This window comes from Nocardia blacklockiae (assembly GCF_015477355.1).
Classification (GTDB): domain Bacteria; phylum Actinomycetota; class Actinomycetes; order Mycobacteriales; family Mycobacteriaceae; genus Nocardia; species Nocardia blacklockiae.
Genome location: NZ_JADLRJ010000001.1, coordinates 492500 through 511445, shown reverse-complemented (window position 1 = coordinate 511445; position 18946 = coordinate 492500). Strand labels below are relative to the sequence as shown.

Below are 18946 nucleotides of genomic sequence, written 5' to 3'. Positions count from 1 at the left end.
GGGCCTCACACGTCCAGGATGTGCGGGAGCCCGGCGCGGTAGCGGTCGGCGTCGAGCCGCTTGGCGGCCTCGAACGCCGGCAGCGCCACCAGCGGGAACACCGCGGCCCGCGAGCCCGGGTCGCCGGCGGCGTCGAGCACGGCGTTGGCGGCCGCGCGCCCGGATTCGTTGGCGCCCTCCATGGTTGCCAGGTCGATGTGGCTGCGCACGTGGTCCCCGCCGAAGAACAGGTTCGGGATCGCGCAGTGCGCGTGCGGCCGGTGCTCGTAGGAGCCGACGGTGTTCACCAGCAGCGGCGTCTCGTTCTCCGCGATGCCGCCGGACCAGCTCACGCCCGGGTCCAGGTGCCAGGAGTGGATGTCCTCGTCGCGCAGCCAGCCCGTCGCGGTGTTGAGCCACTCCTTCAGCTGGGCCCACACCTCGGCCGAGATCTCTTGCGCGGTGCACTGTTTCGCGGAGCGGCCGTACAGGATGCCGGGCGTGTCCCAGTCGGAGATGTCCACGGAGAGGCATTCCCGCACGCTGCCGTCGCCGTAGCGCGCCGCGAAGTCCCCGACCCACATCGGCGCCTGCCGCAGCGCGGTGAGCGCCCACGGTGAGCCGAGCGCCGCGATGTGCCCCTGCGGGAGTTCGGTGGGGCGGCGCAGGAAGAACTGGATGCCGACCATCCAGTCGGTGAGCAGTTCCCGCATCCCGGCCAGCTGCGGGTCCGCCTCGAGGATCCGGTCGTCGAGCAGCGGCACCGCCTTGTCCACGGGCACCGCGCACACGTAGTAGTCCGCGTCGACCCGCGCGGTCGCTCCGGCGGCGTCGGTGACGGTCACCGAGTCGATCCGCCCGCCGCTCAGGTGCAGCGCGCTCGCCCGGCTGCCCAGCACGAACCGCACGCCGAGCGAGCGCAGATAGGCGACCCACGGATCGATCCACGCCTCGTTGGTCGGGCGGTTGAGAATGCGGTCGATGCCGCCGGAGAACTGCGGGATGGCGCCGGTCGCGGCCAGCACCAGGGCCTCGCCGATGGTGCCGATGGTGCGGGCGGAGCTCAGATGCGGCTTGGCCGCCACCGTGATTCGGGTGAGCGCGTTGACCAGGTAGTCTCGGTACGCCGCGGACTTGCCCGCGGCGTGCATGATCCGCTCCCAGGTCACGTACTCCCACTGGCCGAACCGGCGTTCGTCGCTGGAGGTGAACCACATGGTCATCTGCTTGCCGAAGAACGCCAGTTCGTGCGGCGGCAGTTCGGGGACGAAGCCGAACGCGCCGACGATGGTGTTCTGCAGCAGCTGCGGGGTGAGCTGGTCGATCGAGCCGATCTCCACGGGCGCGAAGATCGGCGGCCGGCCGCGCACGCCCGCCACCGTCCCCTCGACCCGGATCAGATTGTCCAGCACGCCGTTCGGGTTGCCGGGGAACGGGATTCGGCGCATGGTGTCCGGAACGTGTTGGTAGCAGCCGGGAAAGAAGCGGAAGCCGTGCTCGCCGGGCAGGTCCAGGCGCCCGCCCGTGCCGGTCCCCGGCACTCCCATGCTGCGGGCTTTGCCGCCCAGGTACGCCGGCTCGTACACCGTGACGGGGTAGCCGCGCTCGGCGAGTTCGTGCGCGGCCGACAGCCCCGCCATGCCGCCGCCGAAGATGGCGACGGTGCGGCCGCCGGGCCCCGGTGAACGGCGGCGCGGTCCGGCCGCCGCGGCCGGACCGGACACCGAAGGCGTGGCCGCGAGCGCCACTCCGGCGGCCAGTGTTCCGCGCAGTACGTCGCGGCGAGCGATCCGGGCCGGGGTCGCCGGCGGCTGGTCAGGCATGGTCTTCTCCCGAACGGACAGGGGTGGGGCGGGTGGAGCGCGGCCCGGGAGCCGCGAGTGACGGGACGATCGGTGGCGTGTCGGCGCGCAGCGCGGTGTGCGTGGTGACCCATTCGGCGGCGTTGTCGCGCACCTGCCGCGCCACGTCGGCGACGACGGGCACCGGGTCGTGGCGGCCGCGCCACAGCGCCCCGGCGACCAGGCGGGCGGTGCGGACGGGCGCGTTCAGCTCGGCCGGGCGGCGGGTGCGGGAGAAGATCCCGGTGACCAGCTCGCCCAGCTCCGGGTGGCGGGTCGCCGTCCGGTAGAGCTCGATCTCCAAGGGGCGCATGGCTTCTCCGCGGGCCAGGCGGTTGGTCCAGTGGTAGATCTCGCGGCATTCGCGCACCCGCCGCCGCTCCCACTCCCGCACCGCCCGGTCGAGCCGGGCCGGGTCGTCGAGGACCGGCACGACCGCCTCGCCCAACAGCCGCCCGTAGTGCAGCGCGTCCCGAATCCCCTGCGCGGTCACGGGATCCTTGAAATGTCCCGCGTCGCCGGGCAGCGCCCAGCCCGGTCCGGCGGAGTGGCGGAAGTAGGACGACAGCCCGGTCGCCGAGCGCACCCGGCCTACCCGTTCGCAGCCGGACAGTCGCGCGCCGAGTTCCGGCAGCCGCTCGACGGCGGCGGTGTAACGGCGCTCGGCCTCGCCCGGCCGCAGCGGGCCCGGGTCGGCGGGCGGCTGCACCAGGCACAGCAGCAGCCCGCCGTCACACGGGAAGGCGGTGCCCAGGTCCGCGCCCGCGCGCCACTGCGCGGCGATCCGGCGCCAGCTCGTGGCGTCGTCGCGCCAGTAGGCGAAGTAGCAGTCGCGGCCGCTCGGAACCTCCGCGAAGGGCCGCTCGGCGCCGACCAGCCGCGCCACGGTGCTGCGCCGGCCATCGGCCCCGACGACCATGTGCGCCTTGATCTCTCGGGCCGCACCGCCCGCGTCGGCGTAGCGCACACCCGCACAGCGCGTACCGTCCCAGACGATCTCGGTGACGCGGCACCGCTCGCGGATTTCCGCGCCCGCCGTGCGGGCCGTGCGGACGAGCACCTGGTCCATTCCGGCGCGCCGCACGCACATCGCGTAGTCGATCCCGTCGACCGCCGGGAACGCGGTGGCGATGGCGTGTCCCGCTCCCCCGGCGAAGGCCCGGTTCAGTGGCGGCGCACCGAGTTCGGCGACGCCCGTGAGCGCGCCGAGGCGGGCGAGTTCGGCCACGCCCGAGGGCCACAGCAGGTGGGTCGACAGCGTGTCGGACGGAAAACGCGCGCTGTCCAGGACGATCACCCGGCGCCCGGCGCGGGCGAGCGTGGCCGCGGTCGCGGCGCCGGCGCACCGCGCCCCGACCACCACCACGTCGGCCCGCTCGGTCGCCGCCCCGGCACCGTCGCCCATACGCACCGCCTCGGGCATTAGGTCTCGGACACTATGTCCGATCGATAGTGCGGCGGTGAGCCCGGATTGTCAACGCCCTTCCCCGCCCTAGCGAGGTGCTGTCCGGGACAGTGCGCGGCCGCCTAGTCGGCGCGAGTTCCGCGCCCGCGGCGGGCACAATGGGCACATGGCACGTGCGAACGGAGGACCACCGGGCCCATGCCGTCACTGACCCGAGTTCCCAGACATGCGCGCAAACCGGCCGACGACCGCCGCGCCGAGTTCGAGCAGCGGGTGCTCGTCGCGGTGGAGGAACTGCTCGCCGAGGGCACGCCGTTCACCGAGATCGCGGTGCAGAAGATCGCCGCGGCCTCGAATTCGGCGCGTTCGACGTTCTATCGCTACTTCCCGGACAAGAGCCAGCTGCTGATCCGGATGGCCGAGCTGGCCACGGCCGACCTGTTCCGAGCGGCCGAATTGTGGTGGAGCACCGAGCACACCGACCGCCGGGCGGGGGTGGCCCGGGCCATCGGCGCGATGATCGCCGGCTTCCGCCGCCACCGCTACCTGCTGCTGGCCCTGAGCGAGGTCGCCGCGTACGACCGCGACGTCGGCGCGTACTGGCGCGCCCGGGTCGCGACCTTCACCGAGATGGTCCGGGCCCGCCTCGAGACAGACCGTGCGGCCGGGCGGGTCAGCGCGGATCTCGACCCGGCGGCCACGGCGCTCGTGCTGACCTCGATGGTGGAGCGTTCGATCAGCGTCGCGTTCTCGGCCGACACGGGCCTGGGCGACCGCGAACTCGCCGCCGCCCTCGGCCGCGCCATCTGGCTGGTCGTGTATGGCGACACCCCGGACGCGCGCTGAAGCGCCCCGAACATCGGTAGAACACGTTACACAATCGCGGCCGGACCACAGCTGAGGCACCCGCCGCGAGAAACCTCGACCCACGCCTCCGCACTCCCGACTTACCGCTTCTGCCAGCGCAATAGACGCCCGGAAACGACCGCGTCCGCCGATCCGGTGACATCCCCGATTCGTCCGGGCTACGATCTCGGCTAAATTGGAATTCGTTCTAGTTATGCCGTCCACGCCGGGGCGGCGCGAGCCGAGAGGATGCCTCGATGCGCTTCACCTATGCGGAGGCGATGACCGATCCCGCGTACTACATTCCGCTGGCCCAGGCCGCGGAGGCCGCCGGTTTCCACGGCATGTCGGTCGCCGACAGCATCGCGTATCCGGCGGAATCGGATTCGACGTACCCGTACACGCCCGACGGGTCGCGCGAATTCCTCGACGGCAAGCCGTTCATCGAGACCTTCGTGCTGTCCGCGGCGCTGGCGGCCGCGACCACCACGCTGCGCTTCAACCCGTTCGTGATCAAGCTGCCGATCCGGCCGCCGGTGCTGGTGGCCAAGCAGGCCGCGTCGCTGGCGTACCTGAGCAACAACCGGTTCGCGCTCGGCGTGGGCATCAGCCCGTGGCCGGAGGACTTCGAGATCATGGGCGTGCCGTTCGAGCGGCGCGGCAAGCGGATGGACGAGTGCATCGAGGTGGTGCGCGGACTGAGCAGCGGCGAGTACTTCGAGTACCACGGCGAGTTCTACGACATCCCCAAGATCAAGATCACGCCCGCGCCGACCGAGCCGCTGCCGATCCTGGTGGGCGGGCACAGCGACGCCGCGCTGCGCCGCGCCGTGCGGCTGTGCGACGGCTGGATGCACGCCGGCGGCGACGCCGACGACCTGGACCGCATGCTGGCCCGACTCACCGAACTGCGGGCGCAGAGCGACCGCACGGGCCCGTTCGAGATCCACGTCGCCTCGCTGGACGCCTACACCCCCGACGGCATCAAGCGCCTCGAGGACAAGGGCGTCACCGACGTGATCGTCGGCTTCCGCTATCCCTACACTCCCGGCCCGGACACCGAGCCGCTGGAAACCAAGATCTCCAACCTGCAGCGCTACGCCGAATCGGTCATCGCCAAGTGCGCCTGACCCCGGCAGCGACCCGCGGCGGTCAGCGGCCTTTGGCGAAGCCCAGGTCGATGACCGCGTCGCGCTCGGCGCGCAGCTCCGCGACGCTGAGATCGATGCGCTCGCGGGCGAATTCGCCGATCGACAGGTCCGGGACGATCGTGTACGCGCCGTCCGCGCAGGTGACGGGGAACGAGCTGATCAGGCCCTCGGGCACGCCGTAGGAGCCGTCGGAGGGCACGGCCATCGACACCCAGTCCCCGGCGGGCGTGCCCAGCACCCAGTCGTGGATGTGGTCGATCGCGGCGCTGGCGGCGCTCGCCGCGGAGGACGCGCCGCGCGCCCGGATGATGGCGGTGCCGCGCTGCTGCACGGTCGGCACGAAATCGTCACGGACCCAAGCGTTGTCGTCGACCACGTCGAGGGCCGGGCGGCCGGCGACGGTGGCGTGGTCGAGGTCGGGGTACTGGGTGGCCGAGTGATTGCCCCAGATGGTGACGCGGTGGATGTCGGCGGCCGGCACGCCGGTCTTCGCCGCCAGCTGCGCCAGGGCGCGGTTGTGGTCGAGACGGGTGAGCGCGGTGAACCGCTCGGCCGGGACGTCGGGGGCGTTGCTCATCGCGATGTAGGCGTTGGTGTTGGCGGGATTGCCGACGACCAGCACCTTCACGTCCTCGGCCGCGCTGGCGTTGATCGCCGCGCCCTGATCGGTGAAGATCGGGCCGTTGGCGGCGAGCAGGTCGCCGCGCTCCATCCCGGCGGTGCGCGGGCGGGCGCCCACCAACAGCGCGATGTTCGCGCCGTCGAAGCCGGTCCACGGGTCGTCGCTGATGTCGACCGAGCGCAGCAGCGGGAACGCGCCGTCCGCCAGTTCCATCGCCACGCCCTCGAGCGCGCCGACGGCGGCGGGCACCTCGAGCAACCGCAGCCGCACCGGGGTCCGCGCGCCGAGCATCGCGCCCGAGGCGATCCGGAACAGCAACCCGTAGGCGATCTGACCGGCACCGCCGGTCACGGTGACGGTCACGGGCGGGCGGGCGGCACTGCTCACGACAACTCCTGTTCCTCGGCGACCTCTGGCCCCACCCTAACGAGGCGCACCGCGACCGACCGCATCCCGTGAGCAAGTAGACAGGCGCGGGCTCGGCTCAGCCCAGGTTCGCGATCTCGCTGTCGGTGAGGACCACCGGCTGCACGATGTCCTTGGCACGCACCAGCTGCACCGCGCGATACAGCGGGCGCTCGCCCAGCGCGGCGTCGCGCGCCTCGGCCCGCAGCTGGCCGACCAGCAGATCCGAAACCGCCAGCGCCGCAGCCGATCCCGCACCGGCCAGCGCGTCGGCGAGGCTGCGCAGACCGAGGATGTGCAGCTCCCGACCGCTGCCGGCGTCGGTGTACATCGCCAGCGGCACCACCTGCCGCGCCCGATTCCCGGTGAGACGCAGCACGATCCGGCTCAGGCGCCCCGGATAGACCAGCACCTCCACGCCGTCCGCCGCGGCGATGTCGAGCCGACGCCGACCGAACAGCGTCTGCGCCTCGATCACGCTGCCCGCCAGCCACATTCGCCGCCGCTGCACCGACACGGCGTAGAGCGCGGTCGGCGCGCCGAGCATCACCCCGGCCAGCACCGCCACCGGCCAGCCGACCAGCAGCGCCAGCAACAGCGCGGCGACCACGCCCACGCCGCACGCCGCGAGGGTCAGCCGGCGCAGCATCGGCGCGTACACCTCGGGGGCGATGAGGTCCAGGCCGACCCGTTGCGGCCGTGCGGGATTCGAGGGTTCAGTCACGCGCGTCCACATTCATCCGATACGGGCCGGCGCCCGGCCGCACCGGGCGCCCTTGCCGTGACGGTACTACCGATCCACCGCCAGGGCGGCGGTGACGGCGGCGACCGCGTCGTCGAGCGCCACCTGCTGCTGATCACCGGTGGCCAGATCCTTGAGACCGATCTCCCCCGCGGCCAGATCCCGATCACCGAGCACCAGAGCGTATTTCGCGCCCGAGCGGTCCGCGGCCTTCATCGCGCCCTTGACCCCGCGCCCGCCGTAGGCGAGGTCCACCCTGATGCCCGCGGCCCGCAACCGGCCGGCCAGCTCGACCAGGCGGCCCTTGGCGGCCTCGCCCAGCGGCACGCCGAACACGTCCACCTGCGCCGGGTCCGCGGCGGCCTTGCCCTCGGCGGCCAGCGCCAGGATCGTGCGGTCGACGCCGAGACCGAAGCCGATGCCCGACAGCGGCTGCCCGCCCAGCTCGGCCATCAGCCCGTCGTAGCGGCCGCCGCCGCCGATGCCCGACTGCGCGCCGAGCCCGTCGTGCACGAACTCGAAGGTGGTCTTGGTGTAGTAGTCCAGGCCACGCACCATCCGCGGGTTCACGACGTAGCGGACGCCGAGCGCGTCCAGGTGCCCGAGCACCTGCTCGAAGTGCGCCTTCGCCGACTCGGACAGGTGGTCGATCATCAAGGGGGCGTCGGCGGTCAGCGCGCGCACCTCGGGCCGCTTGTCGTCGAGCACCCGCAGCGGATTGATCTCCGCGCGCCGGCGGGTCTCCTCGTCCAGCGGCAGCCGGAGCAGGAACTGCTGCAACAGCTCCCGGTACTGCGGACGGCAGGTGTCGTCGCCGAGCGAGGTGATCTCGAGCCGGAACCCGTCGAGCCCCAGCGCCCGGAACCCGGCGTCGGCCACGGCGATCACCTCGGCGTCGAGCGCCGGGTCGTCCACGCCGATGGCCTCCACGCCCACCTGCTGCAGCTGCCGGTACCGGCCGGCCTGCACGTTCTCGTACCGGAAGAACGGGCCCGCGTAACAGAGCTTGACGGGCAGCGCGCCGCGGTCCAGGCCGTGCTCGACGACCGCGCGGATCACCGAGGCGGTGCCCTCGGGCCGCAGGGTCATGCTGCGGTTCTTGCGGTCGGGGAAGGTCCACATCTCCTTGCTGACCACGTCGGTCGACTCGCCGACGCCGCGCACGAACAGCCCGGTCTCCTCGAAGATCGGCAGTTCCACATGCCCGTACCCGGCCAGCCGCGCGGCGTGGACCAGCGCGTCGCGCACGGCGACGAACTGCGCGGACGCGGGCGGCAGGTAGTCCGGGAAACCCTTCGGGGCGGTGAAGCTGCTGGTCTTGGTCACGATCGTCCAGTCTCCCCCACCGCACCGCGGATAGTCCAACCGGACCCGTCGCACAGAGACGGCTCTCAGGTACTGATGGCACACTCTTAGGCCGTAAGCAGACCGACACGGGAGGAATTGGTAGTGCCGAGCAACGAACAGCGGCGACAGGCGGCCAAGCGCAAGCTGGAGCGACGACTGGCCCGGCAGGCCGAGCGCAACCGCAAGCGCAAGCGGCTCGCGATCGCCGGATCCGCGCTCGGCGTGGTCGTCGTGGTGGCGGCCGGGGTCGGGATCTACTACCTGACCCGCGGCGACGATCAGAACGCCGCCGCGGCCAGCCCGGACACCTCGCAGTCGGAGACCCCGCAGGCCCCGCCGCCGCCGGAGGTGAAGGCCAAGCCCGCGACGGTGAACTGCTCCTACCACGACGCCCAGGCCCCGGCCGTCAAGCCGGTCCAGAAGCCGAAGGAGACCGACGTCTCCTCGACCGAGGCGCACACCGTGGCGATCCAGACCGCTCAGGGCCCGATCGGGATCAAGCTCGACGCCACGGAATCGCCCTGCACCGTCAACAGTTTCGTGAGCCTGGTGAATCAGGGCTTCTACACCGGCGCGCCGTGCCACCGGCTCAGCACCAAGGGCCTGAAGATGCTGCAGTGCGGCGACCCGGGCGGGGACGGGCGCGGCGGCCCGGGCTACGCGTTTGCCAACGAATACCCGACCGATCAGTTCGACCCGCAGGAGCTGGAGCTCAATCCGACTCCGGTGCAATACAAGCGCGGCGTCGTCGCGATGGCCAACGGCGGCCCGGACACCAACGGCAGCCAGTTCTTCCTGATGTACGGCGACAGCCAGCTGCCGCCGCAGTACACCATCTTCGGCACCATCGACGAGGCCGGGCTGCAGACGCTCGACAAGATCGCGGCGGCCGGCGACGACGGCTCCTACGATCCGCGCCCGGGCGGCGGCAAGCCCAACCTGCCGGTCACCTTCGATTCGGTGAAACTCGCCTGAGCCGCAAACCCCTACTGCCACGCCGACTCCGGGCCCGGCGGCGCGCCCCCCGCGCCGCCGCCGGACCCGCAGGTCGCGGGAGCCAGGACATCCGGTTAGGTCATCCTCATAACGAAGAACATCCGGCGCTTCTGCCACCTTGCCGGAATTGTGCGATATATGCTTTTGGTGCACGGCCCCAGTAAGGCTGCCCTGCGTTTTCGCTGGTAACCTCGAAGAACGGAGTACGAAGCGGCGTAGTACCCGCCCTACCGGGCGGTCTGTGCCGAAAAGTGCTCTCGGTGTCCGCGTTTGCAGGCGGGACAGCGTGCGCGAACCACCGTTCGGGTGGCGTTGTCCTTGACGAAGCACCACAATCATCCATAGTGATCACTGCAGCATCGGGGAGCAGGCATGGCCGAGGAACTCGACGACATCGGTCGCGAAACGGCGGCTTTGATGAGGCAAATGTTGCAGCTCGCGACTCTGGTCGCGCTGCGCACCCGGGAACGTGGCCAACGTGAGGCCGAGGCGCGCGTGAAAGTGACTCAGGAGCGAGTCAAGGAGGCCCGGGAGCGCATGCTCCGGGACGCACGCGAGGCCAAGGCCAAGGATCCGCGCAACCTGGAGCTGGCGCGGATGCTGGAGAAGCCCGTCCTGGGCCGGGGCGTATCCCTGGAGAAGGACCGCTTCGCCGAACGAGCCACCGCCGCACGCGGTGCCGCGCAGGCCGCGGCCCGCAGCAAGGTCCGCGAACTGGAACGGTACGACTCGGTGGAGCGCCGCCAGGCCCTGGCCGCCCACCTGTCCCGGATCGGTGTCGCCCCGGAGCTGGCGGCGGTCCGCATGCTCATGGAGGTCAGTCAGGCGCACCCGCCGCAGGCGGCGGTGCGCTCCCGGCCCGACGAGCCGCCGAAGGTCACCCGCGCACGGGAGATCGAGGAGCGCGGCCGCGAGCGCGTGCGGCACTGAGGATTTCGCCGTTCCGTCATTTCCCGCCACACGCGGAAAACGAGATTCGGCGGCCTACGCCGAATCTCGCTGCCCTCGTGCTCAGGACCGAAAATCCCCCGCGGCCGGGTCGATGGTCGGATTTCCGAACAGCCCCTGCTGCGGCGATTTCAGCGGCAGCGGATTGAGCATGTCCTTGTGACCGTTGCGGACACTGCAATATTTGAACGGCCCGCGCGGATCGAACAGTTTCGTCATATGCGGATCGGCGTGGTCGAGAAACCACACACTCATTCCGGTCTGACCGTCCTGCCGCAGATATTCCCATGCCCGCCACAGCGCTTCGAGGCGCATCGCGGCCTCGGCGTGCTTCCACCATTCCGGGCACCACACGGTGTCGGTGAGATCGGTGACCTGCCGGCGGTAGACCAGGCTCAGATAGTTCTCCACGAACTCGACCACGGTCGAATAGATCATGTCCTGTTGCTGGTCGGTCACAGCGGGCGAACCTCCTCGGGCTGACCGTAGGTGTCGGGCGGGGTCGGCGCGTCGGTCGCGTTGCTGCGCTCGTCGACCAGATCGGTGAACGTGGTGCGCTGCCGCTGCGGATCGTGCTGTTCGATCGAGCGCCGCACCTCGGCAGCGTACTCGCCCTCCCACCACGGCACGACGCGCACCAGCGTCGCCGGAGCACCCGAGGAGAACACCACCGCGCGACCGCGCGGCAACGTCACCAAGGCGTTCACGTTCAGTGTGCGCGAGGAACCCAGCGACCGCGAATAGCTCTTGCCGCCTTTGGATTCCGAGACCGAGGAGGAGATCGAGTCGTAGTCGCCGATCGCCTCCGAGCGCGCGGTCAGGAACTTGATGTCGTCCACGCCGCTGCCGAGCACCTTGATGTTGGCGGCGGCCCACAGCGCCTCCATGCCGGCCTCGCCCCAGCAGCGCGCGCCCTGCGCCCACGACTGCAGCACCGTCATGACCACGATGCCGCGCGAACCGAAGTGGCTGTACTGCTTGGGCAGATCCTTCCAGCGCACGATGTTCGCGGCCTCGTCCAGCACGGCCAGCAGCGGGATGGGCAGGCGGCCGCCGCGCGACAGCGAACCCTCGTACATCGCGCGCTCGATCACGGCCTCGGTCAGCGCGCTCACCAGCGGGCCGGCCGATCCGCGACCCTCCAGCGACAGGCAGTAGAGCGTCCAGTTGCCGGTGAGGAATTCGCGCTCGTCGAGCTGGTAGCGGGAATCGCCGTTGCCCCGGGCCACCCAGGGGTGCACGTTCGACAGCTTCAGGCAGCGGATCATCTTCTTGGCCGTGCCGAAGATGCCGCTCTTGGTGCGGCCCTCGGCGTTGTACTGCTGGGCCAGGCCGGAGGCGGTGAAGTTGAGGCCGTAGGCGGTCACGCCGTGCTGCACGGCGGCGTTGCGCAGGATCTCCACGGGCTCACCGTTGTTCGGGTCGGTGACCCACTCCCAGACCTGCGTGATCGGGTACTTCGCGACCGAGGCCGCCAGGAACAGGCCCGCCAGCAGGTCCTCGGCCTCGGGGTCGAAGTAGGTGTCGCGGGTGTCGTCGGAACCGTCGTCGCCGTCGGCGAAGTGCCCGGCGAGCCGGGAGGCCCGCATCTCGCAGCCCTCGCGCGGCGCGTCCACCCAGGCCAGCGGATCCCAGAACCACGTCGGCGGCTCGCCCGCCACACCCTGCGGATCGAAGACGAAGGTGCGGGAACCCTTGGCCTCGCGGACATCTCGCGTCGCGTCCACCACGTCGCGCTTGTTCGAGGTCGCCAGCACCGGGCCGACGGCGGAGAGGATCGCCGGGATCACCCGGGAGGTGGTCTTGCCCTGGCGCGGGCCCCAGATGTCCAGGTGCAGATCCTCGTACGAGCCGTAGAGCGGGACGCCGTCGGCCACGGCGATGCCGATCGGCACGCCCGGCGCGTCGTCGTAGCCCAGCCGCACGCCCAGCTGCTCGGCCTTCTCCCGCGCGCCCTCGGCGGTGAGCGCGCGGATCGCGCCGCCGTTGCCCATGTACTGGGCCTTGTCGTCGACCGGGAGCTTGCCCTTGCCCTGGTTCTTCTTCATCCGCCGCCGCACCACCACGGCCGCGACGATCGCGAGGACCACCAGCAGCAGGATCACCGTGGACGCGCGCGGCCACTCCAGCTTGCCGCGCGCCAGGCCGGCGACGATCGCGATCGGGTTGATCGGGACGTCCTGCTTGGTCACCGACAGGTGGTTGCCGAGATGCAGTGCGAGCCACACGATTCCGACGATCGCGAAACCGATGTAGATCAGATACAGGGATACGTCCGGCCCCGGATCCGCCGGATCCTTCACCTTCTTCGCCATCTCCGCCTCCTGGGGTGACCGTGTACGTGGGTGTCGCTCAACGGAATCCGTCGAGCCGCCAGCCGTCGGGGGTCCGCACGACGGTGGCGATGACCGTCGCCGGCGGCAGGGGTTCGCGCCTGCCGTCCGGGTAGACGACGGTCTGCTCGATTCCGATCTTGTACTGCTGGTGGTCGGGGTCGCCCGCGGTGGGCGCCTTCTCCCCCGACGCGAAGGCGAAGGCCTGCACCGTCGCTCCCGCCTTGCCCCACTCCGCCCAGCGCAGTGTCGGTTTCGGGGTCTCGGCGGCGCTCGGCGGCGTGTCCAGGGTACGGATCAGGCTGGGGCCGAGCCACTTTCGGGCGCGAGCCAGCGAGGCGCCCTGATCCTCGGCGGCCGGGCGCCAGGTGTAGATCTCCTTGATCGCGGCCACCGCCACGCCGTCGGGTGTGGTGGGATCCGGTGCGGGGGCGGCCTCGAGCTGCCGGACGGTGGACGTGGGTGTGCGCACCGACTGATCCGAGCCGCCGCCGCACGCGGCGGTCAGCATCGCGACGCCTGTCACCAGCACCACCACCATGTTCGCGTGTCTCACCGTATTCTTCCAGGTTATCCGGCGGGGCCGGGCGATTGGCGGCAGCGGCGCGGATCCGGTCCCGGCGTGTCCGTTTCGCGTGCGTGTCTCGTTCACAGCACCCTCCGCAACCGGCCGTCGCCGGGCACCGGCGCCTCGCGCACGCCGGACGGGTCGGCGGCCTGGATCATCGTGCTGTTGCCCACGTAGACACCGACTTCAGCGGGTCCGCGCGCACCGAAGCGGGAGAACACCAGGTCGCCGGGCTGCGCCTTGTTCGCCGGGACCTCCGCGCCCATCTCCCACTGCTGTTCGGCGGTGCGCGGCAACGACACCTGGCCCGAGGAGGCGGCGAACACCGCGGCCGCGGTGAGTCCCGGGCCGTCGAGCCCGCCGCCGGTGGGCCCGGCCGGTCCGCCGCCGCCCCACACGTACGGGGTGCCGAGCCACTGCTCGGCGGCCTGGACCACGTCGGCACCGCTGCCGCGGCCCGAGGGCTGGAACCGGCCCAGCGCGCCCGGCGCGCGGTACTGCGCCTCCATCGCGAGGATGTTCGCCACGTACGGCTGGGTCTCGGAGAGGTGCGCCGCGTACTGATTGGGCATGCCGCCCGAGGCCAGCACCGCACCCTCGCCGGCGTTGTAGGCCGCCAGCGCCAGCGGCACCACGTCGCCGCGCACCTTGCCCTCGCCGATCCAGCGCTCCACCTGATGCGCGATCGAGCACATGTAGCGGCCCTGCGCGATGATCGCGTCGCCGTCGTCCCACAGGCTCGCCGACCCGTTGCCGTCGGCGTCGAGCAGATACGGCTGACCGTCGTCGGGGTCGGTGGCGCGCGCGGTGCTCGGCAGGAACTGCGCCAGGCCCTGCGCGCCGGCCGGGGAGGTCAGGCCGCGGCGGAAGCCGGACTCCTGGCGGCCCTGCGCGGCCAGGATCGACGGGGTGATCTCCGGGCACAGCGAACCCGCACGGCGATACCAGATTTCGAGGTCGGGGGGCACCTTGCCGTCGGCCAGGGCGCCGCCGGCGGTGCCGAAGCCGCGCAGGCACTGCGGGTTGGTCGAGTACGGCCACGCGCCGCCGCCGTTCGGGGTGGGCGCGCCGTCGAGCCAGGGCAGCGGGTCGATCTGGTGCCCGCCGGCGAAGCGGCCGCCGGGCACGATCTCGAAATGCAGATGCGGGCCGGAGGATTCGCCGGCCGAGCCGACCGCGCCGATCAGGTCGCCCGCGCGCACCGTCTGCCCCACCCGCACCCGCACCCCGCTGTCCCATTCGTGCCCGTACACCGCGGAGAACGGGCGGCCGTTGACGTCGATGGAGTCGATGACGATCCAGTTGCCGAAGCCCGAGGCCGGGCCCGCCGCGACGACCACGCCGTCGGCGACGGAGAAGATCGGGGTGCCGTCGGCGGCGGCCAGGTCGACGCCGAGGTGGCTGCCGCCGCGCGCGCCGAAGGTGTCGGAGACGGTGAACGAGCCGCCGGGCAGCGGCCAGGTGCGCCGGATCGGCGCGTTGCCCGCGGCCAGCGAGGGCGTCGCGGTCGCGGCCGACTTCGTCACGGCCGCAGGCGCGTTCGTCACGCCCGGCGTCTCGGGGCGCGTCGCGGTGCCCGAGCCGGTGACCGAGGCCGAGGAGGCCAGCGCGCGGGGATCGCCGGGCGGGTAGCCGCCCAGCGACGGCGCCGACGACGCGGGCACGGTGGCGGTGTCGCACTCGTCCTCCGAAGCCGGCACCAGCACCACCAGCACCAGCGTGACCAGCGCGATCACACTCCCGAACCCCGTCCACAGCAGGGTTTTCGCGTTCACCGCGCCCCCGGGGCACAACGACGTTCGCGGGGAGCGGGACGAGAGGCGGCGGAGACTGCCGCGAGGCCGAGGGCTGGGTTCATGTGATGCGTTTGGCGTCGTTGAGGGTTTCCACGAGGGTGCGGTTCATCTCCGCGGCGGCGGCCAGCTGCTGTTGCAGCAGGGCCACCTTGCGGCGCAGCGCGGAGGCGTCCATGCGCTCGAGGCCGGGGCCCTCGGCGGCGCGCACCCAGTTGCGCACCGAGTTGGTGTGCACACCGATCTGCTCGGCCACCACCCGGCAGGCCTCCGACTCGCTGCGGAGCTTGCCGGTGAGGGCGATCACCTGCTCCACCGCGGCCTGGCGCACCTCCGGCGACACTCTTCGATAGGACCTGTGCGGCATCATCCGACGAACCTCCCGATGCTCGGCAGCCGACTGAGCGAATAGTGTTGCGGCACAGCCGTTTCGCGGCTCGGCTCAGGCCCGAACCGGCTGTCTTCCCCGACCTGCCGGCAACCGTGCGCACCACGCTGCGCGCCCGGCCCGTTCCCCGGCGGCCGCGCGGCCGGCCGGCGCCGGCGCGCGGTGGCGGAGGGGTGCACGCCACCGCCCGGCGACCCTGCCGCGGCGGCGACCGCACCCCGCCTCACGCGGCGCTCCCCTCGTCCCCGGTCCGCGACGTGGATTCGGTGAACTCGCTGAAGCGCTGGTTGGTCTCGTGGATTCCGCTCTCCCGCTCGGACACGGTGAACTCCATGTGGAACGGGATGCCCGGGCGGCGGTCCTCGCCGATCTTGAGCAGGAACTTGCCGGTGCCCGGTGCGGGCGGGCGGGCCTGCCCGGGTTTGAGCGCCTCGCCGGTCAGGGCTTGGGGCGCCGACCAGCTGGTGACCATCTCCTCCTCGGCGGAGGTGAATGGGATCGTGGAGTCCAGGCGCTTGATCTCCTCGGGCGGCAGCGCGCCGAAGATCTTGGCGCGCGCGCGTTCCAGGAAGCCGAGCGCCTTGGCGATGGCCGCCTCGGACCCGAGCGACTGGAGGTCCTTGATGGTGTGGCTGATCATGATCAGCGAGGTGGCCAGGCCGCGCTGTAGTCGGGTCAGCTCGTCGACGCGGTCGACCATGAAGTCGCCGAGGCCGAGCACCTGCCACAGCTCGTCCATCACCACCTGGAAGTAGCGCTGCGGGCCGAGTTTGGCGTCGGCGAGGGTGTGCGCGGCCTCGACCGAGGCGAATCCGTCGGCCCAGCAGGCCAGCATGACGGCGGCCTTGAGTTTCTTGTCGCCGTTGGGGATGTGCGAGACGTCGATGCAGACGGCCACCGCCGAGGTGTCGATCGGGGTGGTGGTCTGGCCGTTGAACACCGCGCCGAACGGGCCCTGGGTCAGCGCGCGCAGCGAGCGGCGCAGGCCCTTGGTCGCCTCGTGGTACTCCTCGGGGCTCTCCGCGCCGGCGTCGAGCATCAGCTCGTGGCCGCCGCCGGTGATCACGTCGGCGAGGTTCTCCATGATCGGCGGATTGTCGGGGGTGTAGCCGCTGCCCTCGCGGTAGAGGATGCGCAGCGCGGTGGAGATCAGCGTCTCCTCGTAGTCGCGCACCCGCGCGCCGCGGACCAGTTCGACCAGACCGGCGATGAGGGTGACCTGCCGGGCCCGGAGTTCCTGCGTCACTTGCAGTTTCAGCGCCGGCATGTCCTCGAGGCGCGGCACGATCGAGCCGAGCACGCCGCCGGCGAGGGGGTTCAGCACGCCGTGGCCGTAGCCGAGGTCGATGACCTGGCCGCCGACCATCTCCACCATCTTGCGGTAGTCGGGTTTGACGTCGGCGAGGATCAGCGGCGTGATGCCCTGCGCGACACCGCCGAGGACGATGCGGCGCACCAGCGAGGACTTGCCGAAACCGTTGAGGCCCAGCACGAACAGGCTCGGCGCGGTGATGAAACTGCCGCGCATGAACCAGTTCATCGGGTCGAAGCAGACCGGGGCTCCGGTGTGCAGGTGCGAGCCGAGCGGGGTGCCGATCAGCGGCGCGCCCGCGCCGACCGACCACGGCCACAGGCCCGCGACCTGCGCGGTGGTGGCGCGGTACTCGACCGGGCGGCCGACCACGCTCATGCGGCCGCCGCCCGGGCCCATATACCCTCGGTCGGTGAGCGGCTGGGCGTCGCGCTCGAAGCCGTCCTCGACGATCGCCTCGTAGCGGGCCATGGCGTTGGCCCGGCGCAGATCGTCGGTGCGGATGCGGAAGGCGGCCCAGGCCGCGCGCAGCCCGCCGCGCTCGCGGGCGATGGCCTCGTAGCGGGCGCGGGTGGCGTCGTCGAGCAGAGCGGGGCCCTGATTCTTCGGCCGCGCACCGGTATTCCGCGCCGACCCCCGCTTCCCGGAGCGCGTATTCGTGCGGGAGCCCGAGAAGCGCGGCGGGACAGGAGCATGCGCCAGCCCCTCCCCACCCGCCCCGCGCCCGGTACGCTCGCCGCGGCGACCGTTCCCGCGCGAAGCCTCGCGCCCGCTCCCGGACAGCCGCTGCCGCTCGGGTTTGTCGTCCGAAGCACGGCGGCGCTGCGCGGAGCGCGCAGCGGCGGTCTCCCCCGCCGACGGCTCCCGGCGACCACCTCTGCGGTCGGTGTGCTCCGCACGGCCAGCCCCACCTCGACCGTCGCGCCGCGCTGCGCCGGAACGGGATTCGGCCTCACCCTCGAGCGGGCGGCGCGGCGCGCCGTTGCCGCGCAACGGCTCGGACAACGGGGCCTGCACCCACTGGGGATCCAGGGGGTAGCCGGTTTCGGGCGGCGTTCCTCCCGTCCCTGCGCGCTCCGCGGCAGGCGCGTCGGCTAACCCGTTGCCGCCTACCGCTTCCGGATTCTCTCGATCTACTCGGTCCACAGCCGTCTCCCGCCTCGCGCGGTCGTCTTGCCCGGTTCGCTCACCCACGCCCGCCGCCGGGACGTTCCCGGCCGACTCCGCCGACCCGCGCTCATGCGTAGCCGGAACCCGCGATTCCACACGCGCGGACTCACCGGACTCGAGCGCGAGTCGCGCCGAAGCACTTGTGCCCGTGACGGAGTCGGCAGCGGACGTGGTGTTGTGGGAAGCCTCGCGCGCGGTGTCGTCGGCTGCCACCGAGGCGGGATCACCGATCTCGTGGCGGGACGAGTCACGCACGGGGACAGGGGGTTCGGCGTCGCCCGTTCGGGCATCCGAGGTTCCGCGGGTGGTGGTGGAGGGTGGCGCGGGGGTGGTGTCCGGGTTCGTGGCGGGCGAATTCGCTTGTGCGGTGGGGGTTTCGTGCGGGCGGCGGGGGGTCGTGGCTCGGCGGTCGGTGCCTCGTGCCGGTTTTCTGCCGTGGTGTCGTTCCGGTTCGGTGTCGGGGCGGCTCGGGCCCTCGAATTCCACTCGGGCCGAGCGTTTTCCGGCGGTTCGGTCGCGGTCCTCGCCGCGGGTCTCGGCGCGCGGGTCGTCGAGGGGGCGGGACGGTTCGGCTCGGGTGTCGTATTCCGCACGGGCGCCGCGGGATTCCCGGGCGTCGGCGGACCTGCGGGCCACCTCGCGACGGTCGCCGCGGGAGGAGGTCGCGTCGGGGTCGCCCGAACGGGCGGTGCGGCCCTGGTCCGTGCTGCCGACGGGGTGGCGCGCTTCGGCGCGCGCGGTGCGGGATTCGCCTGTCTCCCGGCCGATCCGGCCGCGGCGGCCGGACTCCGCCGCCGCGCCCTGTCCCGGTTCCCCGGGGGCACGGCGGCGCACGGGGCGCATCGGGACCTCGTCCCAGTCGGCAGGCCAGTCGGCCGAGTCGGGCTCGCCGGGCGTGTACGCCTCGAGTTCCCACTCGTCCCCACGACCGCGCCGCGTGTTCCGCCGCGCGGGCACCGGGTTCTCCGGGTCCACCACCCGCTCGCGGTAGCGCGGCGGCTCGCCGCGCGACCGGACCGGTGGCTCGTGCTCACCTGCCATGAACGCTCACTCCTCCGCCTCGCCGGCACTCGGCTCCCTCGTGCGCGCGGCGCCCTGTG

General features: G+C 72.0%; 15 protein-coding genes. 4 read left to right on the top strand and 11 right to left on the bottom strand.

Annotated features, from left to right (window positions below; all coding sequences use genetic code 11):
• Positions 1-5 precede the first annotated feature (5 nt).
• Both IU476_RS02325 and IU476_RS02320 read right to left on the bottom strand, forming a co-directional pair.
• The gene (locus tag IU476_RS02325) at positions 6-1802 is read right to left on the bottom strand and encodes a hydroxysqualene dehydroxylase (protein ID WP_195096005.1); all 1797 of its coding nucleotides are present in this window, start codon (positions 1800-1802) and stop codon (positions 6-8) included.
• Positions 1795-3225: an NAD(P)/FAD-dependent oxidoreductase gene (locus IU476_RS02320; RefSeq protein ID WP_195096003.1), complete on the bottom strand. Its 1431-nt coding sequence runs from the start codon at positions 3223-3225 to the stop codon at positions 1795-1797. The genes IU476_RS02325 and IU476_RS02320 overlap by 8 nt, the downstream gene beginning before the upstream one ends.
• A 198-nt stretch (positions 3226-3423) precedes the next feature.
• Between IU476_RS02320 and IU476_RS02315 the strand changes: the two genes are divergently transcribed.
• Positions 3424-4071: a TetR/AcrR family transcriptional regulator gene (locus IU476_RS02315; protein ID WP_195096001.1), complete on the top strand. Its 648-nt coding sequence runs from the start codon at positions 3424-3426 to the stop codon at positions 4069-4071.
• Between the two features lie 257 nt (positions 4072-4328).
• On the top strand, positions 4329-5201 hold the full coding sequence (locus IU476_RS02310; RefSeq protein ID WP_195095999.1) for a TIGR03619 family F420-dependent LLM class oxidoreductase: 873 nt from the start codon (positions 4329-4331) through the stop codon (positions 5199-5201).
• 22 nt (positions 5202-5223) lie between these two features.
• Here IU476_RS02310 and IU476_RS02305 read toward each other — a convergent pair whose 3' ends face one another.
• The 3 genes from IU476_RS02305 to hisS form a co-directional block, all read right to left on the bottom strand.
• Positions 5224-6231: a malate dehydrogenase gene (locus IU476_RS02305; protein ID WP_195095997.1), complete on the bottom strand. Its 1008-nt coding sequence runs from the start codon at positions 6229-6231 to the stop codon at positions 5224-5226.
• 97 nt (positions 6232-6328) lie between these two features.
• Positions 6329-6973: a hypothetical protein gene (locus tag IU476_RS02300; protein WP_324193825.1), complete on the bottom strand. Its 645-nt coding sequence runs from the start codon at positions 6971-6973 to the stop codon at positions 6329-6331.
• A gap of 66 nt (positions 6974-7039) precedes the next feature.
• Entirely contained in the window at positions 7040-8317 is a 1278-nt protein-coding gene (gene hisS / locus IU476_RS02295; protein ID WP_195095993.1) for a histidine--tRNA ligase, read from the bottom strand.
• Between the two features lie 123 nt (positions 8318-8440).
• On the opposite strand from hisS, the gene IU476_RS02290 reads away from it, so the two are divergent.
• Positions 8441-9313: a peptidylprolyl isomerase gene (locus IU476_RS02290; RefSeq protein WP_195095991.1), complete on the top strand. Its 873-nt coding sequence runs from the start codon at positions 8441-8443 to the stop codon at positions 9311-9313.
• Between the two features lie 393 nt (positions 9314-9706).
• On the top strand, positions 9707-10264 hold the full coding sequence (locus tag IU476_RS02285) for a hypothetical protein (RefSeq protein WP_195095989.1): 558 nt from the start codon (positions 9707-9709) through the stop codon (positions 10262-10264).
• Positions 10265-10345: 81 nt separating this feature from the next.
• Here the strand turns inward: IU476_RS02285 and IU476_RS02280 are convergent, their stop codons facing one another.
• The 6 genes from IU476_RS02280 to IU476_RS35820 form a co-directional block, all read right to left on the bottom strand.
• On the bottom strand, positions 10346-10741 hold the full coding sequence (locus IU476_RS02280; RefSeq protein ID WP_324193824.1) for a DUF4913 domain-containing protein: 396 nt from the start codon (positions 10739-10741) through the stop codon (positions 10346-10348).
• Positions 10738-12597, bottom strand: coding sequence for a type IV secretory system conjugative DNA transfer family protein (locus tag IU476_RS02275; protein ID WP_195095987.1), 1860 nt, complete (start codon positions 12595-12597; stop codon positions 10738-10740). The genes IU476_RS02280 and IU476_RS02275 overlap by 4 nt, the downstream gene beginning before the upstream one ends.
• A 37-nt stretch (positions 12598-12634) precedes the next feature.
• On the bottom strand, positions 12635-13171 hold the full coding sequence (locus IU476_RS02270) for a hypothetical protein (RefSeq protein ID WP_324193823.1): 537 nt from the start codon (positions 13169-13171) through the stop codon (positions 12635-12637).
• Positions 13172-13263: 92 nt separating this feature from the next.
• A complete protein-coding gene (locus tag IU476_RS02265) occupies positions 13264-14958 on the bottom strand; it encodes a peptidoglycan DD-metalloendopeptidase family protein (protein WP_195095985.1) in 1695 nt (564 codons plus the stop codon).
• Positions 14959-15037: 79 nt separating this feature from the next.
• On the bottom strand, positions 15038-15346 hold the full coding sequence (locus tag IU476_RS02260) for a transposase (protein WP_195095983.1): 309 nt from the start codon (positions 15344-15346) through the stop codon (positions 15038-15040).
• 241 nt (positions 15347-15587) lie between these two features.
• Positions 15588-18887 (bottom strand): hypothetical protein, encoded by a 3300-nt coding sequence (locus IU476_RS35820; protein WP_228822952.1) that lies wholly within the window; start codon positions 18885-18887, stop codon positions 15588-15590.
• Positions 18888-18946 lie beyond the last annotated feature (59 nt).